General features: G+C 44.0%; 17 protein-coding genes. 9 read left to right on the top strand and 8 right to left on the bottom strand.

The features are described 5' to 3' along the window. Positions 1–310: 310 nt before the first annotated feature. Positions 311–1,339: a CDP-6-deoxy-delta-3,4-glucoseen reductase gene (locus IE103_RS01640; RefSeq protein ID WP_189344268.1), complete on the bottom strand. Its 1,029-nt coding sequence runs from the start codon at positions 1,337–1,339 to the stop codon at positions 311–313. A 37-nt stretch (positions 1,340–1,376) separates the two neighbouring features. Here IE103_RS01640 and IE103_RS01635 point away from each other — a divergent pair, with 37 nt between their 5' ends. From IE103_RS01635 to bamC, 8 genes are all read left to right on the top strand, one after another. Further along, positions 1,377–2,303, top strand: a complete 927-nt coding sequence (locus IE103_RS01635; RefSeq protein ID WP_189344267.1) for an NAD-dependent epimerase/dehydratase family protein — start codon at positions 1,377–1,379, stop codon at positions 2,301–2,303. Between the two features lie 70 nt (positions 2,304–2,373). Next, positions 2,374–3,246, top strand: a complete 873-nt coding sequence (locus IE103_RS01630) for a 3',5'-nucleoside bisphosphate phosphatase (RefSeq protein ID WP_189344266.1) — start codon at positions 2,374–2,376, stop codon at positions 3,244–3,246. Between the two features lie 101 nt (positions 3,247–3,347). Next, complete coding sequence (gene htpX / locus IE103_RS01625) at positions 3,348–4,223, top strand: protease HtpX (RefSeq protein ID WP_189344265.1); 876 nt, start codon at positions 3,348–3,350, stop codon at positions 4,221–4,223. A gap of 56 nt (positions 4,224–4,279) precedes the next feature. After that, entirely contained in the window at positions 4,280–4,903 is a 624-nt protein-coding gene (locus tag IE103_RS01620; RefSeq protein WP_189344264.1) for an L-threonylcarbamoyladenylate synthase, read from the top strand. A 149-nt stretch (positions 4,904–5,052) separates the two neighbouring features. Beyond that, entirely contained in the window at positions 5,053–5,712 is a 660-nt protein-coding gene (locus IE103_RS01615) for a site-2 protease family protein (protein ID WP_189344263.1), read from the top strand. Between the two features lie 41 nt (positions 5,713–5,753). Continuing rightward, positions 5,754–6,263 carry a class I SAM-dependent methyltransferase gene (locus tag IE103_RS01610; protein WP_229827009.1) on the top strand — a complete coding sequence of 170 codons (510 nt, stop codon included), beginning with the start codon at positions 5,754–5,756 and terminating at the stop codon, positions 6,261–6,263. Between the two features lie 162 nt (positions 6,264–6,425). Next, positions 6,426–7,334 carry a 4-hydroxy-tetrahydrodipicolinate synthase gene (gene dapA, locus IE103_RS01605; protein ID WP_229827007.1) on the top strand — a complete coding sequence of 303 codons (909 nt, stop codon included), beginning with the start codon at positions 6,426–6,428 and terminating at the stop codon, positions 7,332–7,334. 111 nt (positions 7,335–7,445) lie between these two features. Further along, on the top strand, positions 7,446–8,648 hold the full coding sequence (gene bamC, locus IE103_RS01600; RefSeq protein WP_189344261.1) for an outer membrane protein assembly factor BamC: 1,203 nt from the start codon (positions 7,446–7,448) through the stop codon (positions 8,646–8,648). A 169-nt stretch (positions 8,649–8,817) separates the two neighbouring features. On the opposite strand, the gene IE103_RS01595 is transcribed toward bamC, so the two are convergent. After that, the gene (locus IE103_RS01595) at positions 8,818–9,057 is read right to left on the bottom strand and encodes a hypothetical protein (protein ID WP_189344260.1); all 240 of its coding nucleotides are present in this window, start codon (positions 9,055–9,057) and stop codon (positions 8,818–8,820) included. A gap of 303 nt (positions 9,058–9,360) precedes the next feature. Further along, positions 9,361–10,500: a cupin domain-containing protein gene (locus IE103_RS01590; protein WP_189344259.1), complete on the bottom strand. Its 1,140-nt coding sequence runs from the start codon at positions 10,498–10,500 to the stop codon at positions 9,361–9,363. 114 nt (positions 10,501–10,614) lie between these two features. Between IE103_RS01590 and IE103_RS01585 the strand changes: the two genes are divergently transcribed. Then, positions 10,615–11,145: an FKBP-type peptidyl-prolyl cis-trans isomerase gene (locus tag IE103_RS01585; RefSeq protein ID WP_189344258.1), complete on the top strand. Its 531-nt coding sequence runs from the start codon at positions 10,615–10,617 to the stop codon at positions 11,143–11,145. A gap of 114 nt (positions 11,146–11,259) precedes the next feature. Here IE103_RS01585 and IE103_RS01580 read toward each other — a convergent pair whose 3' ends face one another. From IE103_RS01580 to IE103_RS01560, 5 genes are all read right to left on the bottom strand, one after another. Continuing rightward, on the bottom strand, positions 11,260–12,171 hold the full coding sequence (locus IE103_RS01580) for a cobalamin-binding protein (protein WP_189344257.1): 912 nt from the start codon (positions 12,169–12,171) through the stop codon (positions 11,260–11,262). A gap of 20 nt (positions 12,172–12,191) precedes the next feature. Next, the gene (panC, locus tag IE103_RS01575; RefSeq protein WP_189344256.1) at positions 12,192–13,031 is read right to left on the bottom strand and encodes a pantoate--beta-alanine ligase; all 840 of its coding nucleotides are present in this window, start codon (positions 13,029–13,031) and stop codon (positions 12,192–12,194) included. A gap of 41 nt (positions 13,032–13,072) precedes the next feature. Continuing rightward, positions 13,073–13,927, bottom strand: coding sequence for a segregation and condensation protein A (locus IE103_RS01570; RefSeq protein WP_189344255.1), 855 nt, complete (start codon positions 13,925–13,927; stop codon positions 13,073–13,075). Positions 13,928–13,983: 56 nt separating this feature from the next. Then, positions 13,984–14,193 carry a DUF3460 family protein gene (locus IE103_RS01565; protein ID WP_189344254.1) on the bottom strand — a complete coding sequence of 70 codons (210 nt, stop codon included), beginning with the start codon at positions 14,191–14,193 and terminating at the stop codon, positions 13,984–13,986. Between the two features lie 175 nt (positions 14,194–14,368). Then, the gene (locus tag IE103_RS01560; RefSeq protein WP_189344253.1) at positions 14,369–14,941 is read right to left on the bottom strand and encodes an LOG family protein; all 573 of its coding nucleotides are present in this window, start codon (positions 14,939–14,941) and stop codon (positions 14,369–14,371) included. Between the last annotated feature and the right edge of the window lies 1 nt (position 14,942).

Raw genomic sequence — 14,942 nt, 5'->3', positions numbered from 1 at the left:
AAGATGTTACCGCAGAACGACCACTCTCAGCATACGTCAGCAGATCTGCCATCTCATCCACAAGCAAATCCACCAGCGCGCAAAAAAAAACCACAGGGTTTGAGCCTGTGGTTTTATCGTGACCTTGCTTTTCTTACGCGCAAGACTTCCCAGGCTCGGTGTGCGAACAGCGACGTCGAGCGATATTTGGAGAAGACATGTCGGTAAAATTTTTCATTCGCGTAGTGTAACGGTTTTTTTGCGGTTATGTGCGATGCAAACCTGAAATAAATCAAAAAAAATGAAAAATAATTTCATCGTTTTAAATAAATTAGTTTTTTGCTAAATCCGCTTCCGAGGTGAATGAGTCGGCATAAAACTCGTCTGCAGGCAAATGCGATTTCGCAACAAAATCGCGTTTAGCGGATTCGATCACGATAGGAGCACCGCAGGCATAGACTTGATAGTCAGATAAATTAGCATAGTCATTCAACACCGCTTGATGTACGAATCCTGTGCGACCTTGCCATTTATCTTCGGCATTCGCATCAGAAACGACAGGCGTGTATTGGAAGCCTTCCAATGTGTTTGCCCATTCTTCACACAGCGCGTGCATATACAAATCTTGTGGTCGGCGACCTCCCCAATACAAATGAACAGGGCGCTTCGAGTCGATATGGATTAAATGTTCAACGATGGCTTTAATTGGTGCAAAACCAGTACCCGATGCCAGCAAAATCATTGGCTTACCAGAATCTTCCCGCAGATAGAAACTACCTTGTGGGCCTTCAAAGCGCATGATGTCGCGTTCTTTGAGTGTGGAAAAAACTTGATCGGTGAAGTAGCCACCAGGCATGTGACGTAGGTGCAGACTCAGTGGGCCTTCTACATGTGGCGCATTGGCGATGCTATAACTCCGACGTTTGCCATCTTTTAAGAGAAATTCAATATACTGCCCAGCACGAAAGTTGAATTTTTCAGCTGCCGGTAATTGCAATTCAATCAGCATTACGTCTTCTGATAATTTTTGTAATTTGGCGATGCGGCTAGGCAGTTTTTTGATTGGATAGTCATCATCTGCCAACATTTCACGCGCTTCGATAGTGAGATCAGATTGCGGTTTGGCGCAGCAGAATAGGGCGCCACCTTGCGCTTCCTCTTCATCACTCAAGGCTTTTTGTTGATGATTGCCATGCACAACTTGACCAGCGCTGACTTTGCCTTTGCATGATCCACAAGCCCCGTTTTTGCAGCCGTATGGCAAAATGAGCCCCGCTCGTAAGGCAGCAGTTAATACGGTTTCATCGTCGTCGCATTGAAATTGACGACCACTTGGTGAAATAGTTATTTGAAACGTCATACGATTCCTGAAATTAAAAACGAATAATTTAAATCTCATGCAGCCAAGTATTTCTACTGAACGCCGAAGCAATAAATTTGCAAAACAACGATGCCTAATTATTGGCTGCGGTGATGTTGGTATGCGTCTACTACCACATCTGCGTGAGCACTTTCGGATATTTGCGGTGACTAGCCAAGCTGTCGGTTCCTTGCGTTTTACGCAGTTGCGTGCAGCAGGAGCAATCCCTGTTTTTGCCGATTTAGATCAAGCTCAAACATTGAAACGATTAGCCGGACTTGCTGATGTGATTGTGCATCTCGCACCGCCTCGTGGCGAAGGGACGATTGATGGCAGAACACAAAATTTGCTGACTATTTTACCTGAGAAGGCACGCCTTGTTTATATTAGTACGACTGGAGTCTATGGTGATTGCGCTGGTGCAGAATTCGATGAGACGCGTATATTAAATCCGAATAATGCAAGAGCAAAGCGTCGCGTATCGGCAGAGACCATGCTGCGTGCGTGGGCAAAAAGGCGCGGAGCAAGCTTGTCTATTTTGCGAGTTCCGGGGATTTATGCGGCAGATCGTTTGCCAATTGAGCGCTTGCGTAAAGCGACACCGGCATTAATTGAGGCCGATGATGTTTACACAAATCACATTCATGCAGAAGATCTCGCTATATTGATTAAGTTAGCGATTTTTCGTGCACGTCCTAATCGTGTCTATCACGCAGTTGATGATAGCGATTTAAAAATGGGTGATTATTTCGATCTTGTGGCAGACCATTTTCAATTAACACGCGCCCCCCGGCTTGCTAGAAAGGAATTAGAGCAGCAAGTGTCTCCTATGCTACTTTCATTCATGTCCGAGTCACGTCGCTTAAAAAATCAGCGGATTAAGTTGGAATTGGGCGCGCGTTTGTTATTTCCGACAGTTGCAGATGCATTGAAACAAATTTCTAGTTCGCCATCTTCGACTTGATTTGCTAAGGCGGCAAAGCTTGCGCTGCAGGAGTACAATGTAGTTTCCCCAATTTAGATTCTGGTTTGTCATGAGCATCCAAGTAATAAACACCGATCCATTTGCCAATTTGAATGTTGACTTGCATTGCCATTCAACCGTTTCCGACGGGGTTTTGTCGCCTGCCGAGGTGGCGCAGCGTGCGCATGCGCAGGGTGTTGATGTTTGGGCATTAACCGATCATGATGAAGTAGGTGGAATTATTGCCGCCCGAGAGGCGGCGACCGACTTGGGAATGCAGTTTGTGACTGGCTTGGAGATTTCAGTTACTTGGGCAAATAAGACCATTCATATTGTTGGTTTAAATATTGATGAGAATAATCCTGATTTATTGGCAGGATTAATTAAAACCCGATCTGGACGTCAGCGTCGAGCTGAAGATATGTCCGCAGATTTGGCAAAAGTAGGTATCCCAAACAGTTATGCGGGAGCGTTAAAGTATGTCGGTAATCCCGACTTGATTTCACGTTCACATTTTGCGCGTTATTTGGTCGAAATTGGTGTGTGTGAAGACGTATCTGCGGTCTTTAAGTCTTATTTGATCGAGGGAAAACCTGGCTATGTGCCGCATCGTTGGGCAAATCTGACCGAAGCCGTAAATTGGATAAAGGGGGCGGGCGGCGTCGCAGTCGTCGCTCATCCAGGGCGTTATGATTTAAGTCCTTTGGCATTTGATGCTTTTTTTAATGAGTTTAAGGCGCTCGGAGGTGGGGCGATTGAAGTTGTGACCGGAAGTCATACCGTTGATCAATATGACGAGTACACTAAAATTGCTTCGCGTTATGGATTTATGGCATCGCGTGGATCGGATTTTCACGCGCCCGACGAACATTCACCTGATCTTGGCCAACTGCCAAATTTATCGAAAGAGTTAATTCCCGTTTGGCGTACTTGGGCAAAGTGATTATTTCTTAATCTAGGTAAAATACCTCTTGAAAATGGCGACAAGAGAACAATATCAGGTGGCGAGTAAATGATTGCTGGTCTCGAATTTGGAGAAATATTATGAAACGTATCGTGTTGTTTTTAGCAACCAATATTGCAGTCATGTTGGTAATGACGGTGATTTTGTCTTTGCTTGGTGTGAATAATTATTTGACCGCAAAGGGTTTAAATCTTGGCAGTCTTGCTGTGTTCTCATTGGTGGTTGGCTTTACTGGTGCAATTTTTTCGCTATTGATCAGTAAGCCGATGGCAAAATGGTCAACAGGCGCACGAGTAATCGATAATCCATCATCATCGACTGAATTTTGGTTGGTCAATACCGTGAAGACCTTGTCTGAACGTGCAGGCATTGGCATGCCTGAGGTGGCTGTGTACAACGGCGAACCAAACGCATTTGCTACTGGCGCATTCAAAAATTCTGCTTTGGTAGCGGTTTCAACAGGTTTGTTGGAAAGCATGACCAAGGAAGAGGTTGAAGCGGTATTGGGTCATGAAGTTGCGCACATCGCTAATGGTGATATGGTTACTATGACCTTGATTCAAGGTGTGGTGAATACTTTTGTGGTGTTCTTGTCGAGAATCGCTGCCTACGCGGTGGATAGTTTCTTGTCTAAAAATGATGAAAATCATACGCCCGGCATTGGTTTTCATATCGCCTCATTTGTATTCCAAATTCTATTCGGAATTGGTGCTTCCTTGATTGTTGCGTGGTTCTCACGTCAACGCGAATTCCGTGCAGATGCTGGTGCTGCGAGACTGCTGGGCGATCGTCAACCAATGATTAATGCCTTAGCGAGATTGGGCGGTATGGCTCCTGGCGAGTTACCGCAATCGATGGCGGCTTCGGGTATTAGTGATAAACCAGGTTGGGGTGAGTTATTTTCTACACATCCACCGATGGCACAGCGTATAGCGGCGCTACAACAACTAAAATAATCAAATGATGATCAACGGAGGCTAAGCCTCCGTTGTCTATTTCTATAAGTCGTTTTATGAGTCAATTTTTTCAAATACATCCAGATAATCCGCAGCTTAGGCTGATTAAACAAGCAGCGCAAATTATTCATCAAGGTGGCATCGTCGCTTTACCAACCGATTCTTGCTATGCCTTGGTTTGTCATCTTGACGATAAAGACGCAGTCATGCGCTTACGTCGAATTCGTGGAGTTGATGATAAACATCATTTGACACTTTTGTGTCGCGATTTATCGGAAATCGCGCAATACGCCAAGGTCGATAATCGTCAGTTCCGTATGTTAAAAGCGGCAACCCCTGGGCCGTTTACTTTTATTTTAGAAGCGACAAAAGAAGTGCCTCGACGTCTGAGTCATCCATCTCGCAAGACCATAGGCCTGCGCGTTCCAGAGAACGCAATTACGCATGCTTTATTGGATGAGCTGCAGCAGCCATTGCTTGGCACGACTTTAATACTTCCAAACGATGAAGAGCCTTTAACCGATGCGGAATTGGTGCGTGAACGTTTGGAAAAACAAATTGATTTAGTTATCGACGGCGGTGCTTGTAGTTTGTCGCCAACGACCGTGATCGATATGACACACGAAGCGCCTGAATTAATTCGTTTAGGCCGTGGTGATGTTGCGCTGTTTGGATTGTAGTGTTGAGGTTGGGATAAGACTTAGAAACCGCGCTGCTATTCAGTCTTGATTCTTAAAAGTTCTTAACTCGTAGTTTAAGCAGATGTCTCAAGTCAATATCTCAAGTAGAAAGCTTAAGCTCATAGCCTAAGCCTATAACAAAGGAATTTATGGATGCCTTAATTCAGACCGTCGCTGTTTATGCAATACCCGTCATTTTGGCTATTACTTTGCACGAAGCTGCACATGCGTTTGCCGCAAAATTTTTCGGTGATTTGACCGCTTACAGTCAAGGACGGATGAGTCTCAATCCTGTGGTGCATATTGATGTACTCGGAACGATCATTATTCCTTTATTACTTTACTTTAGCACCAACGGTGAATTTATCTTCGGCTATGCCAAACCTGTTCCAGTAAACTTCGGTGCCTTGCGTAAGCCGAAGCGTGATATGGCATGGGTGGCTCTAGCGGGACCCGCAGCTAATTTTGTGATGGCATTTCTCTGGATGGTTTTAGCCTTACTCCTTGCCAGTTTGCAAGTTGAGCAGGAGTTTTTTTATCGCATGGCCCAAGCAGGATTAATGACAAATTTAGTGATGTTTGCGTTTAACTTGTTCCCCATTCCTCCCTTGGATGGTGGTCGAATTGTGGTGAGTCTTTTGCCCAATCGTCAGGCATATCAATTCGCAAAAATTGAACAATACGGATTTTTTATTGTGTTGGCGCTAGTCTTTTTGAAGGTGCTGCATGTTTGGATGTATCCGCTCATGTCGGCCGCACAATGGTTGTTGCAATTGTTCTTAACGCCTTTCGTTTTGTTATTGTCGTGATCTCGCCTGCTAGCCAGCCATCTAATTGGGTGTTGCGATATATGACGGAAATTCCGCGCGCAGCCGGACCTGTTCTGGATCTTGCTTGTGGTAGTGGGCGTCATTCACGTCTTTTGAAGGAAGCTGGTTACGAGGTTTGGGCAGTTGATCAACGCGCCGATTTATTAGATATGTTAAGGCCTTTGGGTATTCGCTGCTTTGAACTTGATTTGGAGACCGCAGATTTTGTTTGGCCTTTTGCAGACTATCAATTTGCGGCTATCGTGGTGACGAATTATTTGCATCGTCCTTTAATGCCTAAGATACTTGAGTCGATTATGCATCAGGGCGTACTAATTTACGAAACCTTTGCCGCTGGCAACGAGCAATTTGGTCGACCACGTAATCCAGATTTTCTGCTTGCGGAAAACGAGTTGTTAAATCATTTTGTCTTCACTCAGCAGCAAAGTGGACGCCAGCAATGTCTAGGTTTTGAACATGGCTTTGTCAACCAGCCATCACCAGCCATCGTTCAAAGAATTTGTGTGCGTAAATTACGCAGCCAAGAGTGACGCAACATTTTTACAAGAATTTAGCAGGGCGTTTTTTTTCTGATTTTTAATACATAGCCATCTAATTGAACAAGTCTTTATTTGCGATTCGATGTTGCTCATCGATTGTGCTTGAATCTATCTTCGATTCTCTCCCATAGCAGGTAACGATCCGCTACAATAATGGCTTTACTTTTTCCACGTGCTAAGATGACAACGATACAAGGAAGTTTGGTCGCGATTGTGACCCCAATGCATGACGATGGTAGCCTCGATATTCCAAGCTTGCGTAAGCTGATTGATTGGCATATTGCTGAAGGGACAGATGGCATTGTTATAGTAGGAACAACAGGCGAGTCTCCGACAGTAAGTGTGGAAGAGCATTGTGAATTGATTCGTATCGCGGTTGAACACACCAATAAGCGCGTGCCGATTATTGCCGGCTCTGGTGGAAATTCAACAGTGGAAGCAATTGCTTTAACAAGATTTGCTAAAGAAGCTGGTGCTGATGCTTCTTTGCAAGTCGTGCCTTACTATAATCGTCCGACGCAAGAGGGTATGTATCAACACTTCAAAAAAATCTCTGAAGCCGTTGATATTCCGATTATTTTGTATAACGTTCCAGGTCGCACAGTTGCTGATATGTCCAACGAAACGATTGTGCGTTTAGCGCAATTGCCAGGCATCGTTGGTATCAAAGAGGCGAGCGGCAATATTGCACGTGATTTAGAGTTGTTGCGCTTGCTGCCAAAATCATTTGCAGTGTATTCAGGAGATGATCCTACCGCGATGACCTTGATGTTTTGCGGCGGTAAAGGGAATATCTCAGTCACTGCAAACGTCGCACCACGTGCAATGCATGAATTATGTGCGGCAGCAATGAATGGCGAGATCACAAAGGCCGTTGAGATAAATAATCGCTTAATTCCGCTACATGCGAAATTATTTGTGGAGCCAAATCCAGTCCCTGTCAAATGGGCTTTGGCTGAAATGGGATTGATTCCTAAGGGAATTCGTTTGCCATTGGTTAGCCTTTCTACGCAATATCATGATATTGTTCGTTCCGCTTTACGTGAAGCTGGTGTGCTTTAATTAGAACATCGGACGAATGCATGGTTTATTGTGTTCTGGAATGCCCAGTTTTACGCCAGCAATCGTGTTTTCATGCATATTTAACTGATTACAATTCGTAGGGATTTTCACATGGCAAAAAGCGTTGTTGCTAATAAAAAAATGGTTCGTGCTTTAGCATTGGCCGGTGTAATTGGAGTTGCAAGTATTTCTACTGGTTGTAGTTTTGTCGGAAGTATTGCTGAATCAAATCGTATTGATTATAAGAGCGCGAGTAAGGCAAAGACGACTTCTTTGGAAGTTCCACCAGATTTGACGCAAATTCGTCGCGATAGCCGTTTTTCGATTCCAGATGCTGATCAGGGTAGTGCAACTGCATCCGCTTATGCAGCCAAACGTGCCGGCGGCGCGGTTGCAACAGCTAATGGTGTAGTCGCTCTGAATCAGTTGAAAGATATGCGCATTGAACGCAATGGGACACAACGTTATTTGGTTGTGAAGCAAACGCCGGAATTGTTATGGCCGCAGTTGAAAGATTTTTGGCAAGAGCAAGGTTTCTTGATTAATGTCGAGAATGAAGCCACTGGTGTGATGGAAACTGATTGGGCTGAAAATCGTGGAAAAATTCCACAAGATTTAATTCGCTCAACTATTGGTAAGGTATTCGATGGTTTATATTCGACTGGTGAACGTGACAAGTTCCGTACCCGTGTTGAACGTAGTCCAAATGGAGAAGTCGAAATTTACGTCAGTCATCGCGGCGCCCAAGAGGTCTTGACTGGTAGCGATAAGAGTAATACTGCTTGGACTTCTCGTGCTAATGATGCTGGATTAGAAGCAGAGTTCTTATCACGTTTAATGCTTCGTTTAGGTGCGGATGAAGTGAAGGCGAAAGCAGTGGTTGCAGCAGCCGCAACGCCGGCGGATAAAGCGCCAGCTAGTACAGATGCGCCACGCTCTAAATTGCTCAGTCTCAATGATTTAAGCTACTTAGAGACCGACGAAGGATTTGATCGCTCATGGCGTCGAGTTGGCTTAGCACTTGATCGAATCGGCTTTACGATCGAAGATCGTGATCGTTCTAAAGGAATCTATTTTGTGCGCTATATCGATCAAGATATTGATGCGAAAACCAAGGGTGCGAGTGAAGGCTTCTTTGCGAAATTATTCTCTTGGGGCTCTAGCGATGCAGCCAAAGACGGTGAAAAATATCGTATCTTAGTACGCGATGCTGGTGAAGTTAGTCGTGTCACGGTTCACGGCGAAGATGGCAAAGTTTCAGCGACACCAGTGGCGAATAAGATTTTAAAAGTTCTTAATGAGCAGTTGAAATAAGTAATAGAAAGCGGATTTAAAAAGCGGATTTTCAAATCCGCTTTTTTTTTGTGTCGATTATTTCGTACTTGCGAGCTATTTGACGAGTTATTGCTAAAACCAATTATTTACAAATCGATAGACGTAAAAAAAGCCGGTCAATGACCGGCTTTTTTCTAAAAGTAATAAATTACTTAGATGCTGCTGCAGAAGCTGCTGCTGGAGCTGCTTCAGCTGCTGGAGACGCTGCAGATGCTGCTGCGTCAGCTGCTGGTGCAGATGCTGGAGCTGCTTCAGCTGCTGGTGCGGATGCTGGTGCAGAAGCTGGAGCCGCTTCAACAGCTGGAGTAGAAGCTGGAGTTTCAGCTGGTTTGTTGCATGCTACCAAAGCTACTGCCAACATAGAAACGAGCAAAAGTGATTTTTTCATGTTTTTACTTTCAAAAAATAGATCTAAAAAAACAACAAACTTGCGATGAATAATTACCGGTAATTATCGCTCAATAGGTTAAGTCGTCGGCATAAAAATCAAGTAGATTTTACATGTCCTTCGAAACTTTCCTAACCGCGAATTATAATGAATTTTCTGTCAATCGAATATACTTGATTGGGCTTTTTTCTAAAAAAATCAGCTTATTTATGTATTTTTACTTGAATACTGACATTCCATGTTGTAAGTCGATCAAAAAGGTGCAAAAGCGAGCAAATCCACACCTTGTTTTTCACAAATTTTCTACTTTTTGGAAAGCTGTAACCAGCCATCTTCGTACCAAATACAAAAGGCTTCGAGTACATCGTCTGACGCTTTGGCGATCTCTTCAGAACTGAGAAAACGCTGATTTGCTAACAAGCTGAGGATTTGTTTGTCACTCTTTCCGACGCTAAAAGATTCACCATTGATAAACACATGTTTTGCTTGATATAGCATTTGCGTTTTTAGCGCAAGCTTGACACCATATTTGAACGCCGCGGCAGTAAATTTTTGTGGCGATAATGGCTTTTCAGGTGAGTCGAAAAAAACACTGGCTTTAGGTTCAGTCAAATATTCGCCCAAGAAGATAGTCATGTCTTCTCTGCCTAGCTTTATTTTCTCAAGCTCAGCGCATATTTTTTCTATCATCGCTGTGCCCAGTTCTGCTGGATTTTTGCTCGCTTCGAGTTCTGGGTCGGCATATCTGCCAGGTAGATCAATCGTGTCCGCCATGAATTGCAAAAAGCCTTCACCTAGTTCTTGAAACGAAGGTGATTTGAAACCAATTGAATACGTCATGCATTCACCAAGAGCTACACCATCATGGGCGTAGTGTGGTGGTAAGTACAGCATGTCACCAGGTTCTAATATGTATTCCTGCTCTGGTTTGAAATTGCGCAGTATTTTCAGTGGCATTCCTTCGATCAAGCTTAGATCTTTTTGCGCACTGATCTGCCAGCGGCGTTGACCATGCGCTTGTAGTAAGAACACATCATAAGAATCAAAATGTGGACCAACACCACCACCTTCACGCGCGTAGCTGATCATTAAATCATCCAGCCTTGCATCAGGTGCAAATCTAAACTGGCGGAGTAATTCATCTGCTTTGGCTTGGTGAAGATTGACGCCTTGAATCAAGAGCGTCCAATCTTTTTTCTCTTTAACGGGGATCTTCTCGATTGGGCCATTTTTCATTTCCCAGTGTTGATTGAAAAAGCAAATCAGGCGCGATTCGACGTCGTCGCGACCCGCCATTTCAAACAGTTCTTCAGGGCTAAAAAGGGCTTTAAAGTTAGGAATTGCTTGACGGATTAGCAGTGGTTTTTTTTGCCAGTAGGTAGCGAAGAATTCTTCAGGTGTAATTCCACCTAGTAAAGTGAGCGCGGTCGTGTTTTTTTTCATTTTGCAAAGTCAATCGGGTGTGAAAAGTTCAGGCAGGATAAATCATCGACGTCACTTGAGGAAGGTATAATGCGTGATGTATTACAAAAGACCTGAAAATTTTAAGGAAATAGTATGAAAATTGCCAAAAATACTGTGGTAACTGTCGAGTACAGCTTGTCTGATACGCTTGGAAATCTGATCGAGCAGGGGCAAGAACCAATGGTATACCTTCACGGTGGCTACGAAAACACTTTGCCAAAGATTGAAGAAGCCTTGGACGGTCAGTCAGTTGGCTTTAATGACACGATTCAAGTTGAGCCAGAAGACGCATTTGGTGAATATGACGCTGACTTGGTGAAGATCGAAGACCGTGGTCGCTTACCATCGCCAATTGAAGTGGGTATGCAATTTGAAGGCACGCCAGATGATGACGAAGACGGAGAAAGTCTGATTTTTACAGTGACTGAAATTGCTGAAGATAAAGTTGTTTTAGATGGCAATCATCCATTAGCTGGAATTGCGCTGCGATTTACTTTGCACGTAACTGAGGTGCGCGAAGCGACGACTGAAGAAATAGCGCATGGCCATGTCCACGGTGCGCATGGTCATCATCATGATGACGAAGACGAAGATGGCGAGTATCGCACTTATCCATTGCACTAAATATAGAAGTCGACTGGTTTAGGGCGACTTTAGTCTGATTAGGATAATCGTCGAATAATGAGGCTTATACCTAGGCTGATACTTTAAGTATGTATGATCTGAGATTGAAAAATCTCAGATTTTCTTTTTTGCCTCACTGATGTTTTTGCAAAGCAGTTCGGTCGCATCAAGGACGCGCGGACCTGAGCGATGCAGCCAATCTCCAGGAATGCTGAATAAATTCTGTTTTTTGACAGCCGTTAGATTGGGAAAACTTTTCCAGTCTTGAAGTAGTTTTGAGTTGTCTTGACCGCTACTAAAAATGAACTCAGGATTGGCAGCAAGCAGGGCTTCTAAACTAATGCTTGCACTGATTTCCTTTAAATCTGCAAAAACATTCTTGCCGCCGCATAATTCAATCATCTTTGAGATGAAGTGTTCTCGATTCGTCGTCATCAGCGGACTCTTCACCATTTGATGAAAAACCGTGATTGGTTTCTCATTGTTCTTTAGCTGATAGGTGTTGCGCAAACGCTCTAGACGAACACGAAACTGTTTCGCGTTCTCAAATCCAATTTTCTCCGTCTTGCTTAATTGTGCGATTTTTTCGATTGAGTTGGCTATGTCTTCGTAATTACGTGGCTCACTCTCATACACTGTAACTTTATTGTCTCGCAGTTTATTTGCTAGTTGTTTTGCATTGCCGGTTCCCCAAATAATCACCAAATCTGGTTTGAGTGCGAGCAATCTCTCTAAATCAAGTGCGAAAATATTTCCTATGGATTGAATATGTTTAGCTTGTTCAGGATAGTCACTATATTCACTAACGCCGACTAAATACTGACCAGCGCCCGCAGCAAATACAAGTTCCGTCACATGTGGAGCAAGACTAATAATACGTGCTGCAGGTTTTTCTATGCTGACTTTTCTTTGCGCGTCATCTTTTACTGTAATTTGCGCTTGCGCTGGCAAGCAAGTCAAGTAACCAAGGCTAGATAAGAAAATCGAGCTGAGCAAATGCCGAAATAGGGAGCGAAGTTGATGCATAGCGTACAAGTAGGGCGGAGTTAGATTTCCAAATTATCGATTAGACGTGTATTACCAAGTTTCGCTGCACTCAAGACAACTAGCGCTTCTTGATTTTCTAAATCTGCAGCGCTTGGTGCTTGCAGATCAACGCGCTTACGAATCGCAACGTAGTCGGGCTTCCACTGGCGTTTCGAGAGTTCCTGCATCGCTTGTTGTTCGATGTTAGATAAATTCAGATTGCCACCTCTTACTTCATTCGCCACCTGGTTCAGAATCTGATAAAGCATCGGGGCTTCTGCACGTTCAGTTTCTGATAAATAGCCATTTCGAGAGGAGAGGGCTAAGCCATCTTCTGCTCTCCAAGTCTCCGCCGCGATGATTTCCGTCGGTAAGGCAAATTGTTTTGCCATGTTGCGGATAATCATTAATTGTTGATAGTCTTTCTTGCCAAAAACGGCGACCCGTGGCTGCACGCAAGAAAAAAGCTTGAGTACGACCGTACTGACGCCATTAAAAAATCCTGGTCTAAATTCACCCTCAAGTATGTCGCCCAAATCATTTGGTGGTTGAACACGATACTCTTGAGGTTCAGGATAGAGATCTTTCTCGGTTGGCGCGAACAAGACATACACGCCTTCTTTTTCTAGCTTCTCTACATCCGCTTGAAAAGTTCTTGGATACTTATCGAAATCTTCATTCGGTCCAAACTGCAATCGATTAACAAAAATGGACGCCACTACTGGATCGCCGTGGCGACGCGCCAGACGCATGAGCGATAAATGACCTTCGTGCAGATTGCCCATTGTTGGAACAAACGCCGTTCGTAATTGACCACGTAATTGATCGCGCAATTCTTCAATGGAGGAGATTATTTTCATTTTTGGAGTTGGGAAAATTGGGTTATTTCATGGGGGGTGGCTTACGCAGGTGCGTATGCAAGCCTTACATAGATTGGGGCATAAGCCTCGGCTTGCGTAATTTCAATTAGGGTTTCTTTAGCGAGTTCGAGTAAGGCAACGAAATTAACCACCACCACGGGTGCACCACGGCTGGGATCAAATAAATCAGCAAATTCAACAAACTTACTTGATTGTAAGCGCCTTAAAATGCTGCTCATGTGCTCGCGAACCGATAATTCTTCGCGGCTGATCTTGTGATGCGCGACTAGTTTTGCTCGACCGAGAACTTCCGCCCAAGCTTGCTGAAGATCTGCAACGCGCACTTCGGGCCAGTGTAAGACGGTGTTTTGTTCAATGTAGACCTGCGCGTGCAGGAAATCTCGACCAAGCTGTGGGAGTGCATTCAGATCATAAGCTGCTAACTTCATTTGCTCATATTCGAGCAATCGGCGTACTAATGCAGCACGGGGATCGTCAGCTTCTTCGCCGTCTTGCGTTTTATTGCTCGGCACCAACATGCGAGACTTAATCTCTATCAGCATAGCTGCCATCAACAAATATTCTGCAGCCAGTTCGAGATTGTGTTTGCGGATTTGATCGACGTATTGCAAGTATTGCTGTGTTACCTGCGCCATCGGAATGTCCAGAATGTTGAAATTCTGTTTGCGGATCAAATACAGCAGCAAATCTAATGGACCTTCAAATGCTTCTAAAAATATTTCTAAAGCATCCGGTGGTATATATAAATCATTTGGCAATTTAAACAGCGGTTCGCCATACAATTTAGCAAATGCCAAGCCATCAACAACATCAGGAGTGCTGTCGCTTGCGCCAATAATTGGGAGTTCTGTGGCCGGTAGACTTTGTGTAGACATGCGTCTGAGGAATTGAAGCTGAGCGATTAAAAGTGATTTATCAGCTTCAATTTTGCTTAGTTTTTGTTTTGATAAACATAAGCTTGCTGTTTGACGCGAGCTTCCGCGATGCGTCGTTGATTATCTAAATCAACTGGTGCTTTGTCCCACAATAAGGCGCGACCATCGCGCTGCCCTTGCTCTAAGTGTGGATTTGCTTCTTTTAAGCCATTGATGAACTGTGTGGCTTCGGATTGATAAAGAGAAAATTGTTTAGAGAATTTCATGGAGTTTCAATCGAAAGAAAATGGAAGTGACGCGCTTAAAATTGCTTTGTTTTGGCATATTCAGCGCAATTTTCGTATTTTACCTTGTAATCACAAATTTACCCTTGATTAGAGTACATATTCATTGGAAATGTTGGAATCGTAATTGAGTTTGACGAATTTGCTGCCCAGCAGGTTAACCAAGCGTAGATTTTGCATTGATTGCGTCTTTAAAATGCTGCATACGGTTGAGTAGTAGCGAAGGATCTGTTTCTTTAATAAGCAATGCGTTGTGTTCAGGTTTCAAGAAGCCCGAAAAAACCGCATGTTCCAAAAATTGTAGAAGGTGGTCATAAAATCCATCAGCATTTAGCAAACCTAAAGGCTTGTGATGAAAGCCAAGTTGCAACCAAGTGAACATCTCAAAAAGTTCTTCAAGCGTACCTATTCCACCTGGAAGTGCGATAAAACCATCCGAAAGCTGAGCCATCATGGCTTTGCGTTCGTGCATGTTGGCAACAACATGGAGTTTATTCAGCTGAGTATGACCAACTTCTCGGTCCAATAAAGCTTGTGGAATAACGCCGGTAACATGACCGCCAAGCCGCATTACTTCGTCAGCGATGACTTTCATTAGTCCCACATCTCCACCGCCATAGACTAACTCTAAATTTTTCGCAACAAGTTGCTTAGCGAGAGACAGGGCTGCTTGTTGAAAGGCAGGCGAATTTCCACTCGCTGAGCCGCAGTAGACACAAACTGATTTCATA

The organism is Affinundibacterium macrobrachii, assembly GCF_014652415.1.
Lineage (GTDB): Bacteria > Pseudomonadota > Gammaproteobacteria > Burkholderiales > Burkholderiaceae_D > Undibacterium > Undibacterium macrobrachii.
Note: the sequence above shows the minus strand (reverse complement) of the source record. Positions and strands in the feature narration are given on the sequence as shown.